The sequence below is a fragment of the Pseudarthrobacter siccitolerans genome, assembly GCF_030823375.1.
In the GTDB taxonomy this organism is placed as follows: Bacteria; Actinomycetota; Actinomycetes; order Actinomycetales; family Micrococcaceae; genus Arthrobacter; species Arthrobacter siccitolerans_A.
On record NZ_JAUSXB010000001.1, the window covers coordinates 3886348 to 3902714 of the forward strand.

The following is a 16367-nucleotide window of genomic DNA, read 5'->3' on the forward strand; positions in this document are numbered from 1 at the left end:
GTGCCCGTGGAGCTACCCCGCCACCGCAGTCGTCGCCGCCTGCTTGGCGTTCATCCACTCGCTCATCCAAGGGGCCCGGACGCTGGATGTGATCCGGCAGTCGGCCACGAAGGTGCCCTTGGCGCCGGCGTCGATCCAGTCCGTGAGCGCGGAAAGGTCCGTCAGGGAACGGATGACCGCGGACTCGGCACCGAGCGCTCGGGCGATGCCGCTGAAGTCCACTTCGGGGATCAACATCGGCTTTTCGGTCAGGCCCTGGGAGCCGTACTGGTGGATTTCGGCCCCGTAGGCGGCATCGTTGTAGATCACCACGATGGCGCTCTTCGCCGCGCCTAGGAGTGATTCGAGGTCGGACAGGCCCATCAGGAAACCGCCGTCGCCCGACGCCAGCACCAGGGTGCGGCCGTCCTCCACCGCGCGGGCTGCCCCGACGGCACTGGCCAAGCCAAGCCCGATGGCCTGGAACGCGGTCCCCACCATGACGAGGTCCTGCGGCCGCGGGATGTCCCAGTACATGGGTGCCCAACCGAGAAAGTGCCCGCCGTCCTGCACCACCGTACGGCGCTCCGGTAGCACGGCGTCGAGTGCCGTGGCAAGGGCGCGCGGGTCCAGCCGGCCGTCCGCGGTCTCGTCGGAGCCCGGGTGGTGGGCCGGCCCTTCGGCCAGGCGCCTGCGGGCTTCCGCGCGCCACGCGTCCGCCGCAGCCTCGCCGTCCAGCAGCTGAAGCAGGCGCGTCGCAGCGGACTTCACATCGGCGCTGATGAACAGGTCTACCCGCGGGTTTGTGGGTTGCAGGGCGGTATCGATCTGGATGACGGTGCTGTCCGGGCCGAGCAGGTGCCCGAACCGCATGGTGAAAGGGCTCAGGCTGGCCCCCGCTACCAGGACCACGTCGGCCTCGCCCATGAGCCCTGCCGCGGTGTCGGTGCCGAAACCGCCGGCCACGCCCAGGTACCCCTCGCCGTTGAGGAGGTTGAGCGCCAGGGCGGTTCCGGCGGTCAGTGCGCCGAGCCGGTCGGCGAGTTCGCGCAGCTCCGGGCCGGCGCCGGCGAGGTGCGCGCCGCGGCCCGCGAGGATCAGCGGCCGCCTGGCCCCGGCGAGAAGGCGGGCCACCTGCCCAAGGTCTGTGCCGCCGTCGTCCGTCACCTTGGGGGCCAAGGGCGCCGGAAGCTCCTCGTCCTCAGCCTCGAGTGCTGCCAGGTCGTAGGGGATGGCAATCACGACGGCGGTGCGGCGGGTGAGTGCGTACTCCACCGCCTGCCGGGTGATGGAGCCCGCAGCATCGCGGGTGACGGTGAAGGTGGCCGCGCCCAGGCTTGCGGCGATGGCCGCCTGGTCCACGTCCTGCGGTCGGGCGCCGCTGCTCGGGGCGTCCCCGGTGACAAGCACGACGGGTATCTGCGCCTGGACGGACTCGGCGAGGGCGGTGAGGGCGTTGGTGTAGCCGGGACCGTAGGTGGTGGTGCCCGCGGCGAGCCGGCGCGACGTGCGGTAGTAGGCGTCGGCCGCAGCGATGGCGGCGCCTTCATGCCGGACGGGGGAGAAGCGCAGGCCCAGCTTTTCGGCGGCGTCCAGGAAGTAGACGTTGCCGTTGCCCATGACGCCGAAGACGTCGCTGAGGTAGCTGCTGAGAACCTGTGCCACGCGGCCGGAAACGGTAAGTGAAGTCATGCAGGAATCGTGCGCCGAGGATTGCGCATAGGCAATAGCGTGGATTTGGGTTGGGAGAATTGGCAGCAGAAGCGGTAGCCAAGTGAAAATATGCCCACTTGTGGCCTGGGTCACCCCGCTTTACTCGGAGGCGCGGGACTCCTGCTCGGACAACCGGCTCAGGAGTCCGTCGTAGCGCGGCGGCATGAGTTCCAGCACGGAGATGGCCGTGCTGGTCCGCTGGATCCCGTCGATTTCCAGGATCTGGTTGGTGATGCGGTAGAGGTCGGCCGTGCCGCGGGCCACCACCTTGGCCATGAGGTCCGCGTCGCCGGTGGTGGCGTGCACTTCGATGACCTCCGGGATGGCCGCGAGCCCGTCTTCCACCGCGCCGGTCCGCGTCTGGCTGATGGACAGCGAGAGGAAGGCCATGAGTTCGTAGCCGAGCGCGGCGGGGTCCAGCCTGCGGCTGAAGGAGCGGAGGGCGCCGCTGCCCTCAAGCCGTGCCAGTCGGGCGTGGACGGTGTTGCGGGCGACGCCGAGCGTCCGGGAGAGTGCCAGGGCGCTGGCTTCGGGGTCCTTGTCGAGGGCCAGGATGATCCTGCCGTCGAGGGAATCCAGGGCGCGGGAGTTTGGAATGGTCATATTTTCACCACGAGTATTAGAAGTTGAGCAGAAGTCCCAATGGGTTGAGGGTATCTTGCAATGTGCGCCGGGTCACAATCATGATCAGTCCTCATGACCCGTGATCAGCTTGTGACCGCACCGGACACCACGCCCCCCACCCTCCGGGGTGCTGTGAGCGGACTTCCGTCCTACGTCCCCGGCCGGCGCAGCGCCGGCATGGACATCGCCGCCCTTGCCAGCAACGAAAGCCATTACGAACCCCTGCCTGCTGCCGCGGCTGCGGTGGCCGCCGCGGCCGGCACCATGAACCGCTACCCGGACATGGCCGCCGTCGAACTCCGCGAACGGCTCGCCAGCCACCTCGGGGTCACCACGGGGGAGATCGCGGTGGGGCCCGGCAGCGTGGGCGTCCTCCAGCAGATCATCACCGGACTGTGCGACGCCGGGGATGAGGTGGTCTTCGCGTGGCGCTCCTTCGAGGCGTACCCCATCCTGGTGGAACTGGCGGGCGCCCGGCCGGTCCGCATTCCGCTGGACCACTTGGAGGGCCACGACCTCGACGCCATGGCCGCCGCCGTCACCGAGCGCACAAAGGTGGTCCTGCTCTGCACGCCCAACAATCCCACCGGTGTGCCGATCAGCCACGAACACGTCGAGGCCTTCCTGCAGGCTGTGCCGTCCAGCGTCCTGGTGGTGATCGACGAGGCCTACGTGGAATATGCCGATGCCGGCAGCGGCCCCGATTCCCTCGCCCTCTACCGCCGGTACCCGAACGTCTGCATCCTGCGCACCTTCTCCAAGGCCTACGGACTCGCCGGCCTGCGCGTGGGCTACGCCGTGGCGGCCTCGGCCATCGCCGAGGGGTTGCGCCGCACCGCTCTTCCCTTCGCCGTGAGCGCGCTGGCCCAGAAGGCCGCCGTCGCGTCGCTGGACGCGGGGGAGGAGATGGAAACGCGCGTGGCTGGCGTCAGGCAGGAACGCGCAAGGATGGCCGCGCAGCTGGAAGCGCAGGGCTGGAAGCTGCAGCCGAGCCAGGGCAACTTCCTGTGGCTCCGCGCCGACGACGAACTCAGGGCCAGGTTGGTGGACGCGTTCGACAGCGCCGGCATCATGGTCCGGGCGTACCAGGGCGACGGCGTGCGGATCACTGTTGCCGATCCCGCCTCCAACAACCGTGTGCTCCGGATCCTCGAAGCCCACGCAGCCTGAACTGCCTTATCTAAAACCCCCAACTCCGTTCCACCTACTAGCTAGAGGAATCCCCATGGAACAACAGACAAAGACGTCTGCCCGCACCCTCGGCGCGGCCCTCAAACCCCGGCAGCTCACCATGATGGGCCTGGGAAGCGCCATCGGTGCGGGCCTGTTCATCGGCTCCGGCGCGGGCATCCAGGCCGCCGGCCCGGCGGTGCTGATCTCGTACCTCGTGGCCGGCACGCTCATCATTCTGGTGATGTGGGCGCTCGGCGAGATGGCGGCCGCCAACCCTGACAGCGGCGCCTTTTCCGTCTACACCGCCAAGGCCTACGGGCCGGTGGCCGGTGCCACGGTGGGCTGGCTCTGGTGGCTGCAGCTCGTCGTCGTGATCGCGGCCGAGGCGCTCGGTGCTGCGGGTCTGCTGGCTACCATCTTCCCGGCCCTGCCGGTGTGGCTGATGGCCTTCGTGTTCATCGTGGTGCTCACCGCCGTGAACCTGACCAGCGTGAAGAACTTCGGTGAGTTCGAGTTCTGGTTTGCCCTGCTGAAGGTGGCGGCCATCGTCGGATTCCTGCTGGTTGGCTTTGCGCTGCTGTTCGGCTGGCTGCCGGGCGTCCAGTCGCCGGGCCTTTCCAACTTCACCGGAGCCGGCTTTGCGCCCAGTGGGTTTGCCGGGATTGCCACGGCATTGTTTGTGGTGGCCTTCGCGTTCGGTGGCACCGAGATCGTGTCCGTGGCTGCGGCTGAGACGGCTGAGCCGGCCCGCAGCGTGACGAAGGCGGTCCGGACGGTGCTGTGGCGCATCCTGGTGTTCTACATCGGCGCGATCTTCGTCATCGCCGCGGTGGTTCCCGTGGGTTCGCCGGGTCTGAAGAGCCCGTTCGCCGCGGTGCTGGACGCCGCCGGCATGCCCGGCGTGGCCACCGCAATCACCCTCGTGGCCGTCGCTGCACTGCTCTCCGCGCTCAACGCGAACCTCTACGGGGCTTCCCGGATGGCATTCTCCCTGGCCGAGCGCGGGGAAGCACCGCGCCTGCTGGCGTCCTTGTCCAAGGACCGGGTGCCGGTGGTCGCCGTTCTGGCCAGCGTTGCGTTTGGAGTTGTCACGGTAGTGCTGGAGTTGGCCTTCCCCGAGAAGGTCCTTCCGGTCCTGCTGAACATCGTGGGCTCGACCTGCCTGCTGGTTTGGACGTCCGCGCTGCTGGCCCAGCTCGCGCTGCGCCTCCGTGCCGACCGCGCGGAAACAGAGCTTCCCCTGCGGATGCCCGGTTTCCCGTGGCTCACACGCCTTGGTCTGCTGATCCTCGTTGCGATCTTCACCGTGGGATTCATTGGTGAGGATTCACGACCCCAGCTCCTGAGCACGTTCGGACTCGTGGCGCTACTGGGAGTAGCCAACTGGCTGAACCACCGGTCGGGGAGGGTTTCGGCCGCTGTTGTTGAATCTTCCGACCAGGCCAAGCCGCCGGTGCTCGTCGACTGAATCAATGGCCATGAACCCCTTCGCGGGGTTCTCGTGAACGAGGGCGCGCCCCGCTTCCTATGGCAGCTTGTTCCTCGGTAGCCGCCGTCAGGAATTACGACGGCGGCACCTGGGCGGGTGCCGCATCCCTCCTGAGGTGTGTAGGAGGGGTCCGGCGGTGGTGAGGTTCTCGCTGGCTTCGAGCCAAGTCTTTAAAGAGGTCTGCACTCCGCGATGAGACGGAGTGCAGACCTGTTTTTGGCTCTACTTGGTGCTGCTACCCGAGCATGAAGCCATCGCTCCGGTACCGCTTCCACTGTTCTTTGACGTGCTCACACCGTCAACGAGAATCTCGCAGGTTACGGAGGTTGCGGCAGCGAAATCACCAGTCACGGTGAGCGTGCTGAGCCCCAGGCCGGTAGCTGTTACTTCCTTCTTCCAGTCTGCGGTGATTTCTTCGTTGGACGAACCATCACCGTTCCAGTAGGTCACGTTTGCCTTGCCCGTGGAGGTGACCACGTATTCGATTTTGTGTTCCTTGTTCAGCGTTTCGCTGACGCTGTTTGCGGCAGCCGCAATCACGACCGTCACGATAATCGCGATGATAATAGACAGCGCGCCCAGGATGGCGCCTGTGATTGAAGTCCCCTTCTTGGTGAACTTTCGGGTAACGCCGATGACACCAAAAATGAGTGCCAGAGGTCCAAGAATGAACGCAATGAATCCGACAACAGGAATGATGGAGAAGACGATGGCAACGATGCCAAGCACCAATGCGGCAGTGCCAAATCCATTACTTTTCAGGGGCTGGTTGTAGTCAGGGCTAGGTGCCTGGCCAACAGGAGGGGAATACGGAGTGCTCATGAGTTTCCTTAGTTGAAGCGAAGCGAAGATGCTGCCGCTGTGGACCCATTTTCAGGCGAAGAGACTCGTGAATGCACGTTCCCCCCAACGGCAACCTCAGTGTATTCAAAATGTAGGGATTACGTATGACAATTTGACCCAGCGGCCGCGATTGTGTCGAAGGAGCGACATATGAGTGCGTTCTGCGGCAGGGTTGGGGTCCTATTTACGGACTGTGTCCGGCGTAGAGTCTCTGTTTTGCAGCCGTCGGGATGCTGACGCACTAAATGGATGGAGGTAATACGCGCTAAATCTGTAGCTTCTCCGGCACACTAATAACGGCACAGAATTTCTTGGGGGATGCCGTCGTTCGACAGTGATTTGCCGCCCGGAGCCCTGAGCTGCACGATCACACCATCGAAAGGCGCCATCACCATGACCCAGTCCAACGCCGAACAGCCTGCGGAGCAGCCCGAACCCCACGCCCTCGGATCGGAACAGTCCGCCGCTCATGATTCAAATCAGCCTGCCTGGAATTCCACGGCTCAGATTGCGGCGCCGGAGGCGTCCCATTTGCAGTCATTCGATCCGCCACAGCTGCCAATGCCTCCCCAGCCACTAAGCTTTCCAGCCCCTGCTGCCCAGTACCAGCAACAGCCTCCTGCGGCTCCGCAATATCAGAACTACCCGCCCGCGCCCCCGCAGTACCAAGCGCCGGCGGCCCAGCAGCACTTCCCCGGGCAGTATCCGCAGATGTCGCAGCAACCTCCGATGCCGAACCCGGCGTACGGTTACCCTCAGCCGAAATCCAAGCTCGCTGCCGGGCTCCTGGGAATCTTCCTCGGAGGGCTGGGCATCCACCGTTTCTACCTGGGCTATACGACGATCGGCGTCATCCAGATTATCCTCACAGTTCTTCTGGGAATCTTCACGTTCGGGCTTGTTGGCCTCTGGGGTCTCATCGAGGGAATCATGATCCTCGCCGGCGCAAGCTATTTCCAGCGGGACGCCAACGGTATTCCGCTCCGCGAATAATCGATTCGACAGCCCCCGCAACCAGCGACCATTAGGGAGAACACCTTGTCCCAGATCATCCATGACCGGCAGGAGCAGCTTGAACAAATCAACGCCGGGCTGCTTCAGGGCGAAATCGTTTATGCCGTCTACGACTGCATCGGAGTTGGAACCGGATTCGTAGGAATCACCAACATGCGGGTCATCCTGCAGGACAAGGGTTTCGTCGGCAACAAACTCGCAATCGTCTCTGTCCCGTACAAGAACATCCGCTCCGTCTCGATGCTGTCCAACAAATCCATGCTGGGCCGCTTTGCGTCTTCATCCAGCATCGGCATCGACACTGGAGGGAGCATTAAGGAAGCTGACTTCCGTGGCGATGACAAAGCCAGGCATGCGCACGACCTGATTCTCTGGAATGTGTTGCAGTCCAAGTAAGCAACAAAGTAACAGGACGGCCGGATCAAGGCCGCCCTGTTGCTGCGTCCACGTCGATTGGTTATCCAAGCAGATCTCCTGAAAGGTGGGCCTCCACTGGAGCCGCCGGCTAACGGGCATGCGACGTTGCGGATGACGACGGTTGCGCCCTCGTTCTTACGGCAGCATGTCGGCGACTTCCATGGGCCTACAGCGGGGCTCGCCGGTAAGTGCGCAGCGTCCCCAGGCAGCCGACGATGTAGGCGGACTTGGTGGCGGTACGGCCATCATCATGGTGTAGCCGCACTCCTGGGCCACTTCCTCCACGCCCGGCATTACCTGCGAGGCGAGTGCATCCGACACCTTGGGCGCGAGGAGCCCGATGACCGAGGTCCGCCGGGTCTTCAGGGCACGTTGAATTGTCATTTTCAACAAGCTCGGATCAAGATCGACTCAGGACTGAGTCAAACTTCCCCTAAGATCGTCACAGTTTCGGTCCGACAGGCAGCCTGGGAAATACGCTTGGCATTGAAGCAAATGTCAAAGAAAAAGGTCCGGCCATTTGTCTGGCCTTTATCAATGGGGGAATATATGTCGCACTATGAGACCCTGCCGGGGCCAGCAGCATACGTTGGGTGGGGGAAGTAATGGCCCACGATCCGAACGTTCCGCCGTACCAGCCCAACCCTCAGCAGCCGCCTCAGCAGTTTGGACACTACCCTCCCCAGCACGCGTACGGGCCGCACGATCAGCCCCCGCCACAATTCCAGCAGGCGCCGTACTACCCTCAGATGCACAATGCTCCGCCCCAGCCTCCTCACCCGCAGGCTGCTACAGGGAACCCCAAAGGCCCCTTCGGTGTATCGTTCTGGATCGTCGCGGGCGTCCTCGCACTCCTTGTGCTGATTAACACCTTCACAGGGCGGGGTGAGGCGATCCTGATCATCCTTGGCGTCGCAGCCCTGCTCACTGGCCTCTACGCTCTCATTTTCAAGAAGAGGTCCTGGGCGGCCCTGCCGAACCGGACCATCGCGATTGCCGTGCTAGTTAGCGGTTGCGCTGCCCTGGTCCTGGGCGGTATCGCCGCCGGCGTTGACAGCGGGCGCGTTCGATCACCGGATCAGCCTGTTACGAGTGCCCAACTTGAAGCCGATGCTGTCAGCAAATTGAAGGCCAGAGAGGAGGCGCTCGTGAAATCTGAAGCAGACTCCTCGGCGAAGCTCCAGGCACGTGAAGCAGCTGTCAAGACAGCGGAAGAGGCCGTGAAGGCACGGGAGACGGCCGCCGGGGGAGCGGAGCTAGCCGCAGCGTCCAACTCCATCACGGAAGGGACATGGACCGTAGGCAAGGATATTGTCCCTGGGGACTACCGGACCACGAAAGCCGTTATGGACGGGTGCTCCTGGAAAATTACGCGGACCGGCAGTAACGGCAGTGACTACATAGACTACGACTACTTCGTAAAGGGCGGATTTCCTATGGTCACCCTTGTCGATGGCCAGACCTTCGAAACCGAGGCCTGCGGAAGCTGGGCCAAACAGTAGCAGCTCGAGGACGAGGCGCTGGATTGCGAAAATCGCCCTTGGCGGTTCGGCATTGTCCTCGGCGACCCACAATCCGGAGCAGGCGAGCTCGGTCGTGGCCTCGTGATCAGTCTGGTAGTCCTATCACCCGACCGCGTCACTACACTTCTTGGGGGAATCATGAACGACCAAAGCATCCCACCCACCCCTCCGCCCTACGCCGGCCAGCCGCAGCAGGCGAATGGTCAGGGCAACCCAGCCTACGTACAGCCTCCGCCTCAGCCGGGTTACGCCGGACAGCCTCCATACGGTTACGTCGGAGAGCCTGCCTATGAGCAGACGCCGCCGTCTCAGGTGCCCTACCCGGAGCAGCCGGCCTTCGGACGCAATCCGTACCCACCCCTGGCCTACCAGCAGCCCGGCCCTGCAGTCCCGAAGTCATCTGGCTACCGGCTTGCGTCAGGGATTGTGGGTATCGCCATGTGTCTGGCTGTTTTTCTCCTTCCTCCTCGGCGTCTCTCTGGGGCAGGGTGCGGTGCTCATACTGACCTTGATTGGGTGCTTCGGATCGATAGCATCCGGCATCGTGCTCGTTGCAAAGCAGCGTGACAGAGGGCGGGGAGCACCTATAACCATGATCAGCGTCGCCGGAGCCTCGCTGATCGTCTCCTTCACAGGGTTCGCGCAGTTCCTCGTGACGTTCATGTTTGCACTGCCGATATTCGTCGTCATGGGCATCGGGCTCGCTCGCGAGGCGCGCGCCGCTGACAGGAACCGGTGAACGTGGTGTGCGGCGGGACAAACGGCAGTTAGCCGCGGTTCTTTTAGCGCCTACCCTCGGGTTCCTTGACCGGCCGCGGCTGCTGCCAGAAGGACTCGCGCGGGCCCAGCGGGTAGGCCGCCGTCTTTTCCGGCATATGCGACCACCAGTGCAGCGATGACCGGGAGGGCCGTGGCGGCCGGGACCAGCAGCGGGCTGGTGAAAGGCCGCTTCTCTGTTATCTATTGAGCTGTTGCCGGCTGGCTAAGCTTTCCACGCCCCCATAGCCAGGAACGAAAGGGACGGTCTGACCTTGCGGTCAGACCGTCCCTTATTCAGTGCCTTTTGCGTCCTAGAACCGTAGTTCTTGCAGTTATCCCTGTGGTAAGCAGTAGCAACCCGATCAAGGTCCACAGTGCGGCTGACCCGCTACCCGTAGCTGCAAGGCGTTCCTCCGCAGGAGGCTTTGAAGGGACTGCAGCCGGGTTTATTGGCACGTCGGTTTCCCCCGAATTGGATGAGTCCGTCCCGGGCGATACCGCGAAGGAAGCCCAGCCAATGACAGAACTGTTAATGTCCTGGATGACCAACCTGTGGCTGCCAGCATCTAGGTCACTTGGAAGACGTACTGCAATCTCGCCCTGTCCGTCGGACAAGAACCAACCCATTTGCCGCGGAGTTGAGTAGAGGGTAACGAAGTACCAACTGCCGGCATCAAGTCCACGCACTCGCTGGTCGGCGGCAGCCGCAAGCGAGCTTTCCGATAGTTGAAGAACATCAAGGTCCGGCGTCAACACGTCATCGCCCACGATGGCCGGCACGAATGACGGCATCTGCCATGTAGCGCTTGTGAACGTGGTGGTCCATTCGGTGGTGCCGGTCAGGACGTAGTCGGTCTTTGCCTTCGCGGTCACCGTGATGGTCCCGGTGCCGGGGTGAGTGCCGGCAGTAACACCAGATCCGTTGATCTGGTAGTCGACACCGTCGGTGGCCGGGATGGTGTAGGTGTCCTGGCCGGTGCCGTCGTTGTCGGTGAACACGACCGGTGCCGGGGTGGCCTGGTAGGGGGTGGCCGTGAACGTGGTGGTCCATTCGGTGGTGCCGGTCAGGACGTAGTCGGTGCGGGCCTTGGCGGTGACCGTGATGGTCCCGGTGCCGGGGTGAGTGCCGGCAGTAACAACAGATCCGTTGTTCTGGTAGTCGACGCCGTCGGTGGCCGGGATGGTGTAGGTGTCCTGGCCGGTGCCGTCGTTGTCGGTGAACACGACCGGTGCCGGGGTGGCCTGGTAGGGGGTGGCCTTGAACGTGGTGGTCCATTCGGTGGTGCCGGTCAGGACGTAGTCCGTCCGTGCCTTGGCGGTGACCGTGATGGTGCCGGTGCCCGGGTAGGTGCCGGCCTGGACGGTCTTGCCACCGTTCTGGTAGTCGACGCCGTCGGTGGCCGGGATGGTGTAGGTGTCCTGGCTGGTGCCGTCGTTGTCGGTGAACACGACCGGTGCCGGGGTGGCCTGGTAGGGGGTGGCCTTGAACGTGGTGGTCCATTCGGTGGTGCCGGTCAGGACGTAGTCCGTCCGTGCCTTGGCGGTGACCGTGATGGTGCCGGTGGCCGGGTAGGTGCCGGCCTGGACGGTCTTGCCACCGTTCTGGTAGTCGACGCCGTCGGTGGCCGGGATGGTGTAGGTGTCCTGGCCGGTGCCGTCGTTGTCGGTGAACACGACCGGTGCCGGGGTGGCCTGGTAGGGGGTGGCCGTGAACGTGGTGGTCCATTCGGTGGTGCCGGTCAGGACGTAGTCGGTCTTTGCCTTGGCGGTGACCGTGGTGGTGCCGGTGCCCGGGTAGGTGCCGGCCTGGACGGTCTTGCCACCGTTCTGGTAGTCGACGCCGTCGGTGGCCGGGATGGTGTAGGTGTCCTGGCCGGTGCCGTCGTTGTCGGTGAACACGACCGGTGCCGGGGTGGCCTGGTAGGGGGTGGCCGTGAACGTGGTGGTCCATTCGGTGGTGCCGGTCAGGACGTAGTCGGTGCGGGCCTTGGCGGTGACCGTGATGGTCCCGGTGCCGGGGTGAGTGCCGGCAGTAACAACAGATCCGTTGTTCTGGTAGTCGACGCCGTCGGTGGCCGGGATGGTGTAGGTGTCCTGGCCGGTGCCGTCGTTGTCGGTGAACACGACCGGTGCCGGGGTGGCCTGGTAGGGGGTGGCCTTGAACGTGGTGGTCCATTCGGTGGTGCCGGTCAGGACGTAGTCCGTCCGTGCCTTGGCGGTGACCGTGATGGTGCCGGTGCCCGGGTAGGTGCCGGCCTGGACGGTCTTGCCACCGTTCTGGTAGTCGACGCCGTCGGTGGCCGGGATGGTGTAGGTGTCCTGGCTGGTGCCGTCGTTGTCGGTGAACACGACCGGTGCCGGGGTGGCCTGGTAGGGGGTGGCCTTGAACGTGGTGGTCCATTCGGTGGTGCCGGTCAGGACGTAGTCCGTCCGTGCCTTGGCGGTGACCGTGATGGTGCCGGTGGCCGGGTAGGTGCCGGCCTGGACGGTCTTGCCACCGTTCTGGTAGTCGACGCCGTCGGTGGCCGGGATGGTGTAGGTGTCCTGGCCGGTGCCGTCGTTGTCGGTGAACACGACCGGTGCCGGGGTGGCCTGGTAGGGGGTGGCCGTGAACGTGGTGGTCCATTCGGTGGTGCCGGTCAGGACGTAGTCCGTCCGTGCCTTGGCGGTGACCGTGGTGGTGCCGGTGCCCGGGTAGGTGCCGGCCTGGACGGTCTTGCCACCGTTCTGGTAGTCGACGCCGTCGGTGGCCGGGATGGTGTAGGTGTCCTGGCCGGTGCCGTCGTTGTCGGTGAACACGACCGGTGCCGGGGTGGCCTGGTAGGGGGTGGCCGTGAAGGTGGTGGTCCATTCGGTGGTGCCGGTCAGGACGTAGTCCGTCCGTGCCTTGGCGGTGACCGTGGTGGTGCCGGTGCCCGGGTAGGTGCCGGCCTGGACGGTCTTGCCACCGTTCTGGTAGTCGACGCCGTCGGTGGCCGGGATGGTGTAGGTGTCCTGGCTGGTGCCGTCGTTGTCGGTGAACACGACCGGTGCCGGGGTGGCCTGGTAGGGGGTGGCCTTGAACGTGGTGGTCCATTCGGTGGTGCCGGTCAGGACGTAGTCCGTCCGTGCCTTGGCGGTGACCGTGATGGTGCCGGTGCCCGGGTAGGTGCCGGCCTGGACGGTCTTGCCACCGTTCTGGTAGTCGACGCCGCCGGTGGCCGGGATGGTGTAGGTGTCCTGGCCGGTGCCGTCGTTGTCGGTGAACACGACCGGTGCCGGGGTGACGAGAAGACCCACGGTGAAGTTGGTGGCGGGGAGGTCGAGGGTTGCGTGTTCCGGTTCTTGGAGGCCGGTTGGGAAGCGTGACTGGGATCCGTCAGGGTAGTAGTTGACGTAGCCATTTGCGCTGAAAACGGAAGCGTACTCCAAGACCAGTGGGCCAGCCGCCCACGTTGAGTCGACATTGGCGGTGGCTGTTCCTGAGAGGGCTGGGTTTTGGTAGTCATCCCATCTGACCTGATGATCCCGGCCGAGGGAGTCTCGGTAGCCAAAGACTGCAGCGTGAATAGGGTCGCCTGCAGTTTGCCAATCGATGGAGGCGACGTCTCCAACCGAAGCAGCAGCCGGACTTGTCCGCGTCACCTTCATCAATGAAGGAGGGACAGAGGAGTCGGATGGGTTCACCACGGTGAAGTTGGTGGCGGGGAGGTCGAGGGTTGCGTGTTCCGGTTCTTGGAGGCCGGTTGGGAAGCGTGACTGGGATCCGTCAGGGTAGTAGTTGACGTAGCCATTTGCACTGAAAACGGAAGCGTACTCCAAGACCAGTGGGCCAGCCGCCCACGTTGAGTCGACGTTGGCGGTGGCTTTTCCTGAGAGGGCTGGGTTTTGGTAGTCATCCCATCTGACCTGATGATCCCGGCCGAGGGAGTCTCGGTAGCCAAAGACTGCAGCGTGAATAGGGTCGCCTGCAGTTTGCCAATCGATGGAGGCGACGTCTCCAACCGAAGCAGCAGCCGGACTTGTCCGCGTCACCTTCATCAATGAAGGAGGGACAGAGGAGTCGGATGGGTTCACCACGGTGAAGTTGGTGGCGGGGAGGTCGAGGGTTGCGTGTTCCGGTTCTTGGAGGCCGGTTGGGAAGCGTGACTGGGATCCGTCAGGGTAGTAGTTGACGTAGCCATTTGCACTGAAAACGGAAGCGTACTCCAAGACCAGTGGGCCAGCCGCCCACGTTGAGTCGACGTTGGCGGTGGCTTTTCCTGAGAGGGCTGGGTTTTGGTAGTCATCCCATCTGACCTGATGATCCCGGCCGAGGGAGTCTCGGTAGCCAAAGACTGCAGCGTGAATAGGGTCGCCTGCAGTTTGCCAATCGATGGAGGCGACGTCTCCAACCGAAGCAGCAGCCGGACTTGTCCGCGTCACCTTCATCAATGAAGGAGGGATTGAAGTGTCAGCATGCGCGACCCAGGGAATGGATATGGTCGATATAACGCCCACGGCAGTGATAAAAATAATTAGCAGCGATCTAAAGCGCGCAGGCATAGACGACAAGCGTTCCCCCATGTGTTTTAAGTTACTGGGAAACTATATATTGCGTTGCGCGTCCCAATCTAAACTGCGCTCTTCCGGTGCTAGCAGCTGCAGGCAACGATCCCATGTATTGATTTAGCGGGGGTTTGATTGTGCCGGCCTGTGTTTGCAACGTCTAGGGCCGTTCCCTAACTGGACGTACTCCGCCAGCCTTCGTTAGCCAGGGGATGGCTAACCCCTCCGTCACTGCCAGGATGTGATTAGGCAGGTGTGTTCCCTGAGTCGAGAGTAAGCCCCATAAACATCGTCCGGTGCAGGATGTCTGGGGTTACCCGCAAATCGTGGACAGTTGATCAGGCGGCTTGTGCCGGCTGAAGTTTATTGCTGGTGAGGAATTGTTCGTGTTCCACCGGCGTGATGTAACCCAGGGCTGAGTGAAGCCGGGAGCGGTTGTAGAACTCCTCGATCCAGCGTCCTGTTTCCCGGATCGCGTCCTGCCTGTTTGCCCACCGGCGCCGGTCGTAAAACTCGGTTTTCAGGGTCGACCAGAAGGACTCCTGCATCGCGTTGTCCCAGCACACGCCGGTCCGCCCGACGGACTGCCTGATGCCCAGTCCAGAGCAGACGTCGTTGAGCTGGGCGGAGGTGTACTGGGTGCCGCGGTCTGCATGGAACACGACCCCGGCCGGGCCGCCGCCGCGCAGGACGTAGGCCATGCGCAGCGCCCGCTCCACCAGGCTGGTGGTTTGGGTGGAGTCCATCGCCCACCCAATCACACGCCGGGAGCAGGCATCCCTGACAGCACACAAATACACCCACCCTTCACCGGTGCGCAGGTACGTAATGTCCGAGATCCAGACAGCATCCAAAGCCCCGGTGTCCCACTTTCTGGCCACCAGATCAGGGATCGAATGCACCCGCGCCTCACCGATCGGGGCTACCGGCCGGAACCGCCGCGGCGAGATCCCTTCCAGGCCTTGCCGGCGCATCGAGGCGGCCACGGTCTTCCGGTCAACGCCGGTCCCGTTCCTGGCCAACGCGGCCTGCACCCTGGGCGCCCCGTAGATCCCGGTCGAATCCCGGTGCACCCGCCGGACCTTCGCATCCAGTTGCGCCCGCAGCACGGTCCGCTCCGACTCCTCGGAGCTTCGTCGGCGCCAGGCGTAGAACCCGGACCGGGACACACGCAAAAGCCGGGCCATCCGCTGGACCGGGTAGTTAGCCTTCTCGGCCTCCATCAGCTCGAAGCATTCCGATTCTGCTGCTTGGAAGCGAAGAAGGCTGCGGCTTTTCCCAGGAACTCGTTATCCATCCGCAGCTGCGCGTTCTCCCTGCGCAAACGCTCCAGCTCAGACTTCTCCGTCTCAGCCGCAGCGAACTCCTCGGGAGCCTCCAGGCGGGCCCGTTCCTGAGCCACCCACCGGCCCAGCAACTGCTCACCCAGACCCAGCTCCCGGGCCACCGGCGCGACCGGCCGGCCCGTATCGATGACAAGGCGCGCAGCCTCCCGCCGATACTCGGGAGTGAATTTACGTCGTGTCGTGCTCACAAGAACACCTTCCCGCAGAATCCCAGGATCCCGCTACTTCAGGTGTCCACCAACAGAGGTTAACCCCATGTCCACGTGCTTCCGCGAGAGCTCCACCGCCTCCTCAACATTGCGGGCGCGGAGGGCTGCCACCAAGGCGATATGGTCCTGGTTGGATTTGTGCAGCTTCTCGATGGGGTAGGGGATGAAGTAGTCGTACAGCTCGGCAAGGGTCTCGTGGTAGACGTCGACGGCGGTGTTCAGACACGACGCCGTGCCCACCAGTTGATGGAACTGCTCGTCCATCCGGTGGTAGTAGGACCAGTCGGACGACCCGGCCATCTCCTGCGTCAGCCGCTCCAGCTCATCCAGCTGCTCAGACGTGGCGTTGACCGCCGCATAGTGCGTCACGGCGCATTCGAACAGCAGTCGCCGGTCCACCAGCCGGTTCACGGCTTGGGATTCTGCCGGTGACGCGGAAAGCGACTTCAAAATCTCCGTGGGCGGCGAGTCCGCCACAAACGTTCCGCCTGCCCGCCCGCGCCGGCGGACCACCACGCCCAGCTCGGCCAGGCTCGCCAGCGCGCGGCGAGCGGTAATCGGGCTAACCGAAAGGCCCAGCGCCACATCCTCCTGGTCGGGCAGCCGCTCGCCCGGCTTCAAGAGCCCCAGCGAAATGGCCATCCCGATCTGCATCCGGACCGCGTCCATCGCGCTGCGCCGCTCCATCCCAGGCATCCTGCCCGCCCCAAGGCGCTGGGACTCGGCAGTGTCCTCCAGCTGATCCGTCATA

Annotated in this window: 13 protein-coding genes; 6 read left to right on the forward strand and 7 right to left on the reverse strand. The window is 63.9% G+C overall.

All coding sequences use genetic code 11. From position 1 onward, the window contains the following. Positions 1-12: 12 nt before the first annotated feature. Both QFZ36_RS18120 and QFZ36_RS18125 read right to left on the reverse strand, forming a co-directional pair. Positions 13-1671 (reverse strand): thiamine pyrophosphate-binding protein, encoded by a 1659-nt coding sequence (locus QFZ36_RS18120; protein ID WP_306638422.1) that lies wholly within the window; start codon positions 1669-1671, stop codon positions 13-15. 120 nt (positions 1672-1791) lie between these two features. Continuing rightward, a complete protein-coding gene (locus QFZ36_RS18125; RefSeq protein ID WP_306638423.1) occupies positions 1792-2295 on the reverse strand; it encodes an Lrp/AsnC family transcriptional regulator in 504 nt (167 codons plus the stop codon). Positions 2296-2388: 93 nt separating this feature from the next. On the opposite strand from QFZ36_RS18125, the gene hisC reads away from it, so the two are divergent. Both hisC and QFZ36_RS18135 read left to right on the forward strand, forming a co-directional pair. Further along, positions 2389-3486 (forward strand): histidinol-phosphate transaminase, encoded by a 1098-nt coding sequence (gene hisC, locus QFZ36_RS18130; RefSeq protein ID WP_306638424.1) that lies wholly within the window; start codon positions 2389-2391, stop codon positions 3484-3486. 55 nt (positions 3487-3541) lie between these two features. Further along, positions 3542-4957 carry an amino acid permease gene (locus QFZ36_RS18135; protein WP_306638425.1) on the forward strand — a complete coding sequence of 472 codons (1416 nt, stop codon included), beginning with the start codon at positions 3542-3544 and terminating at the stop codon, positions 4955-4957. Between the two features lie 243 nt (positions 4958-5200). Here QFZ36_RS18135 and QFZ36_RS18140 read toward each other — a convergent pair whose 3' ends face one another. Further along, entirely contained in the window at positions 5201-5800 is a 600-nt protein-coding gene (locus tag QFZ36_RS18140) for a hypothetical protein (RefSeq protein WP_306638426.1), read from the reverse strand. Positions 5801-6532: 732 nt separating this feature from the next. Between QFZ36_RS18140 and QFZ36_RS18145 the strand changes: the two genes are divergently transcribed. Together QFZ36_RS18145 and QFZ36_RS18150 are read left to right on the forward strand one after the other, a co-directional pair. Beyond that, on the forward strand, positions 6533-6814 hold the full coding sequence (locus QFZ36_RS18145) for a TM2 domain-containing protein (protein ID WP_306638427.1): 282 nt from the start codon (positions 6533-6535) through the stop codon (positions 6812-6814). A gap of 45 nt (positions 6815-6859) precedes the next feature. Then, complete coding sequence (locus QFZ36_RS18150) at positions 6860-7231, forward strand: PH domain-containing protein (RefSeq protein WP_306638428.1); 372 nt, start codon at positions 6860-6862, stop codon at positions 7229-7231. 156 nt (positions 7232-7387) lie between these two features. Here QFZ36_RS18150 and QFZ36_RS18155 read toward each other — a convergent pair whose 3' ends face one another. Further along, positions 7388-7636, reverse strand: a complete 249-nt coding sequence (locus tag QFZ36_RS18155) for a hypothetical protein (protein WP_306638429.1) — start codon at positions 7634-7636, stop codon at positions 7388-7390. A 221-nt stretch (positions 7637-7857) separates the two neighbouring features. Here QFZ36_RS18155 and QFZ36_RS18160 point away from each other — a divergent pair, with 221 nt between their 5' ends. Continuing rightward, positions 7858-8754: a hypothetical protein gene (locus QFZ36_RS18160; RefSeq protein ID WP_306638430.1), complete on the forward strand. Its 897-nt coding sequence runs from the start codon at positions 7858-7860 to the stop codon at positions 8752-8754. A gap of 613 nt (positions 8755-9367) precedes the next feature. Continuing rightward, positions 9368-9514 (forward strand): hypothetical protein, encoded by a 147-nt coding sequence (locus tag QFZ36_RS18165; RefSeq protein WP_306638431.1) that lies wholly within the window; start codon positions 9368-9370, stop codon positions 9512-9514. A gap of 314 nt (positions 9515-9828) precedes the next feature. Here the strand turns inward: QFZ36_RS18165 and QFZ36_RS18170 are convergent, their stop codons facing one another. From QFZ36_RS18170 to QFZ36_RS18180, 3 genes are all read right to left on the reverse strand, one after another. Further along, a complete protein-coding gene (locus tag QFZ36_RS18170; RefSeq protein ID WP_306638432.1) occupies positions 9829-12945 on the reverse strand; it encodes a hypothetical protein in 3117 nt (1038 codons plus the stop codon). 1454 nt (positions 12946-14399) lie between these two features. Then, positions 14400-15595 (reverse strand): IS3 family transposase gene (locus QFZ36_RS18175; protein ID WP_306635277.1). Its coding sequence is split into 2 segments (ribosomal slippage): positions 14400-15328 and positions 15328-15595, totalling 1197 coding nucleotides; the frame shifts between segments, so codons are not numbered across the junction. A 33-nt stretch (positions 15596-15628) separates the two neighbouring features. Beyond that, positions 15629-16366, reverse strand: coding sequence for a FadR/GntR family transcriptional regulator (locus tag QFZ36_RS18180; RefSeq protein ID WP_306638433.1), 738 nt, complete (start codon positions 16364-16366; stop codon positions 15629-15631). Between the last annotated feature and the right edge of the window lies 1 nt (position 16367).

Coding starts and splice junctions, on each gene's coding strand:
- QFZ36_RS18160 (WP_306638430.1), top strand. CDS start 7,858: ATGGCCCACGATCCGAACGTTCCGCCGTACCAGCCCAACCCTCAGCAG.
- QFZ36_RS18125 (WP_306638423.1), bottom strand. CDS start 2,295: ATGACCATTCCAAACTCCCGCGCCCTGGATTCCCTCGACGGCAGGATC.
- hisC (WP_306638424.1), top strand. CDS start 2,389: ATGACCCGTGATCAGCTTGTGACCGCACCGGACACCACGCCCCCCACC.
- QFZ36_RS18120 (WP_306638422.1), bottom strand. CDS start 1,671: ATGACTTCACTTACCGTTTCCGGCCGCGTGGCACAGGTTCTCAGCAGC.
- QFZ36_RS18135 (WP_306638425.1), top strand. CDS start 3,542: ATGGAACAACAGACAAAGACGTCTGCCCGCACCCTCGGCGCGGCCCTC.
- QFZ36_RS18180 (WP_306638433.1), bottom strand. CDS start 16,366: ATGACGGATCAGCTGGAGGACACTGCCGAGTCCCAGCGCCTTGGGGCG.
- QFZ36_RS18145 (WP_306638427.1), top strand. CDS start 6,533: ATGTCGCAGCAACCTCCGATGCCGAACCCGGCGTACGGTTACCCTCAG.
- QFZ36_RS18140 (WP_306638426.1), bottom strand. CDS start 5,800: ATGAGCACTCCGTATTCCCCTCCTGTTGGCCAGGCACCTAGCCCTGAC.
- QFZ36_RS18155 (WP_306638429.1), bottom strand. CDS start 7,636: ATGACAATTCAACGTGCCCTGAAGACCCGGCGGACCTCGGTCATCGGG.
- QFZ36_RS18165 (WP_306638431.1), top strand. CDS start 9,368: ATGATCAGCGTCGCCGGAGCCTCGCTGATCGTCTCCTTCACAGGGTTC.